This is a genomic window from Aliterella sp. E5.1, from assembly GCF_057473825.1.
This window is the reverse complement of sequence record NZ_JBYCCV010000192.1, coordinates 1-3413: the sequence shown is the minus strand read 5'-3', so window position 1 is coordinate 3413 and position 3413 is coordinate 1. Positions and strand designations below refer to the sequence as shown.

Below are 3413 nucleotides of genomic sequence, written 5' to 3'. Positions count from 1 at the left end.
TCCGTTCTGCTGCTTTTCCGGCGGCAGCTGTCTCAAGTTTTTTAAGATATTTTGCTCAATATTGGCTGTGCTTTGCATAGTTTTCTCTCTAATTAAGTAGATTGCTGTTTTTCAAGCTACGGAAACAGGCTGAGAATCTGGTAGAAAAGCCAGCACAATATCACGCTCAAGCATACCTTTGTTAATTAAGTCTTGAGTAATTCCACATTCCATCCCGTCGTATTCAATCATTACTTTCCCGTTCTCGATAGTTATATATATTAGATTGCCACGCACCCGCTTTCCTCTATCCCAACCGACTTGCATTAGAGCATAGCGATCTCGGATTTCGTCAAACACGGCATCTAGGCGGATGTTGCCGTGAGACGGGCGTAGTTTGGCATAATCATTAATTACCTGTTTGACGATTTCAGGGTAGGACGTGATGGTATCCATTGGCTTACTTCCTTTTTCTCTAAATCTACAATAATCAGCTTTAAAGGTAGTTGAGCGATCGCTAATTTTCCAATTGGCTCGGTAAAAATGTCGCTGTAGGTTGCTTCAGAAACAGCAAGATAAAGATCGCGTTCTGGATCTACTTGATTGAGTAACAGGCGATAGAGCGTATATTGACCGATTGCTTGCTCTAAGTCAGCTACTTGAGATTGACCGCGAAATTGCTTGATTTCAATGGCAATGTGTTTATTTCCCTGCCGAACTCCAATAAAGCCGCTTGCACCAAGATCCACAAATAAAAACCGCTCACCATAAGAAATAACATAGGGATCGTTGGTAATTTCCCACCCGTCTTTAATAATTGCCTCTTTCACAGTTTCGTGAATGAAATCTCTTGCTGGCACTTAATTATAATTCTGCTACAAAGAACTTACGCATAGTTTACCATGCTGTCTAATTCCTGCTTCGTCCAAGGATGTCGGCATCTTCTTGTCCGCAGGCGTAACTTCAGGTCTAGCCAACCTTACTTTATTACTAGGTGCGTTTGCCAAGTTAATCGCCGCCCCTAAATCACGGTCGATTATATAATTGCAACTTTGGCAAACAAACGTTCTTTCCTTTAATGGCATTGGCTGAATGTGACCGCAAGCATTACAAGTTTTTGAGCTTGGATACCAACGGTCTACCAGTTCAACAGTTGTGCCATATATAGGCGACTTATATATTAACTGCCGCCTAAATTCATACAAACCCAAATCAGAAATAGCCGCCGCTAACTTGTGGTTGGCAATCATGCCAGATAAGTTAAGGTCTTCTATTCTAATGTGACTGTATTTCTTGCTTATCTCTGTTGTAGTTTTGTGCAAAAAATCAGAACGGACACTAGCAATTTGAGCATGAATAAGTGCGATTTTTTCGTAATACTTTTTAGCGTTGGAGGATGCCTTATTTTTTTGCTTGCGGTTGCCTAACTGCTTATTACGATTATGGTATTGCTTTTTCCCTAGCTTGGTTTTCGCTTTTTTATAAGGCTTTGGCGCAGTGTACGTCGTATTATCAGACAATGTAGCAAAAAGTTTTATACCCAAGTCAATGCCAGTTTTTTCAGTTTTTTCATGAAACAAAGGCGGGATACGGTCGGCATTGACAGCAAAAGATACATACCATTTGTTAGCACATTTATAAACAGTAAAGGTTTGAGTAGTATACTTAACTTTAAGCGCTTCTTTTAATCTAAAAGTACCTAATGTCGGTATTTTTATTTGCTTGCCAGCCTCTAATAAAACTAGCCCGTTAGAAGCATCTACTGTGAATGAACACTTATCCTTTTTCTTTTTAAATACTGGTTTTTCTCCCAGCCCTTTAAAGTACCTAGAAAAAGCGCTATTTAAGTTACGCAAAGCATTTTGATAAACTCTAGATGACAATTCATTCATCCAAGAATTACAGGCTTGCTTTTTGGTGTAACTGGTGAGAACTTTCTTAATTGCTAATAGTTTTTTGTTAACTCCTCCCTTGTAGAATAGGTGGTCTAATCCGTTATATAGAGCTAGTCCATAGTTGTAAATAAACCTGGAAAAACCTGCGTGTTTTGCCATCAAAGTTTGCTCAGAGTTATTTAATTTAAGCTCAATCTTGATGGCGTACATTGCAATTATTGCTTATCACTTACTATAGTATACACAAGTTTAAGCAGGTTTTTTAGTTTCAACCATCTCTTTGATTTGTTTTTTATAATTACGCAGACCGTAAAGGCGGCAACTAAAAGTATGGATAATTGCCATTAAGTCTTCCACCATCTCTTGTTCTGGCGACAGAGACTCTTGATTTGCTACGGTAATCTTGCACCCATACCAAGAAGCAAATTCTTCAATGAAGTCAAAGCCAAACCGCGCCAGACGGTCTTTATGGGCAACAATTACGTTTGATACTTCACCTAGTCGAATAGACTTCATCAAGTTTAAAAACACGCGACGCTTAAAATTCATGCCTCCGCCTATTTCTTGCAACCATTCGTCTACCGAGACTCCAGCCCCTAAGCAGAACCCTTCCATTGCTGCAACTTGGGAAGCCAATTCGCTTTTTTGTCCCACAGACGAAACCCGGCAATATACTATTGTTTTGCCTTGTTGCACTATCTCGTCAAGGTTTAAAGCCTTTTGTAAATCCTGCTCTGTATAGTAGCGTTGGTTGCCTACACCGCGCTTGGGAACTAGCTTGTTTTCCTTGTCCCATCGCCTTAAAGTAGATGTGGACTTACCAATCAGTTTAGCAAACTCGTGTGGTCTATATGCCATTAATTCCCTCTAGTAGTAAACTATAGACAATTATAATTAAGAATATGTATGCTTGTTCAGGACTCCTCTAAATGCTCGATGTTGGAGGGAGGCAAAGAGGGCATCGAGTTCGGACAATGAGGCGCGGTGTGCTGCTTTAAGTTTTTCTACGGCTTCGATGCGACGGGCAAATTCTTGTTGAAGTGGTAGTGGTGGAAGATGTACAGGAATTTGGCTAACAATTGTTTTATTTAAATTAGCCATTGTGACTCCTTGTGAAGCCTTTTCTAAATATTTTTTGATTGACTGGCTAGACAAAACAGAAAACAAATATACTGAATTTAGTAATTCGTGCTTTAGTCTAATAAATAAGCTACCAGTTCCACAAAGCCATCCATTTTCAGTTTTGGAAATAATTGCACAGCGTCCCATTTCTCCTCTTCTTCCTAGAATTACATCATCAACTTCAAGATGATATTGGATAAGCTGTAGATGCTTTTCACTGGAAATTGAAAAGGATGTGTTATGAAATATTTTTCCATCTTGAATATGTGTTGGATTGATCAATGGGATGCCATTGTCAATGTAATCTTCTTCATGTAATTGTGTACCAAATGGACCAATTTGAATTTTTGCAGCACATTCATCCATTTTTTTTACTTCCCACCCCTTCGGATTTGTAACTGGATCGCCGAACGTTTC

5 protein-coding genes are annotated in these 3413 nt (G+C 39.3%); all 5 read right to left on the bottom strand.

Annotated elements, in window-relative coordinates:
* Positions 1–111: 111 nt before the first annotated feature.
* Positions 112–435 carry an element excision factor XisI family protein gene (locus AC2VE5_RS24745; protein WP_486890266.1) on the bottom strand — a complete coding sequence of 108 codons (324 nt, stop codon included), beginning with the start codon at positions 433–435 and terminating at the stop codon, positions 112–114.
* Positions 393–839: a XisH family protein gene (locus AC2VE5_RS24740; protein WP_486890265.1), complete on the bottom strand. Its 447-nt coding sequence runs from the start codon at positions 837–839 to the stop codon at positions 393–395. The genes AC2VE5_RS24745 and AC2VE5_RS24740 overlap by 43 nt, the downstream gene beginning before the upstream one ends.
* A 15-nt stretch (positions 840–854) precedes the next feature.
* Positions 855–2084 carry an RNA-guided endonuclease InsQ/TnpB family protein gene (locus AC2VE5_RS24735; RefSeq protein ID WP_486890264.1) on the bottom strand — a complete coding sequence of 410 codons (1230 nt, stop codon included), beginning with the start codon at positions 2082–2084 and terminating at the stop codon, positions 855–857.
* Positions 2085–2123: 39 nt separating this feature from the next.
* Entirely contained in the window at positions 2124–2732 is a 609-nt protein-coding gene (locus tag AC2VE5_RS24730) for an IS607 family transposase (protein ID WP_486890263.1), read from the bottom strand.
* A 36-nt stretch (positions 2733–2768) separates the two neighbouring features.
* Positions 2769–3413 (bottom strand): restriction endonuclease subunit S (locus tag AC2VE5_RS24725; RefSeq protein ID WP_486890262.1); only part of this gene is annotated, 645 nt, incomplete at its 5' end.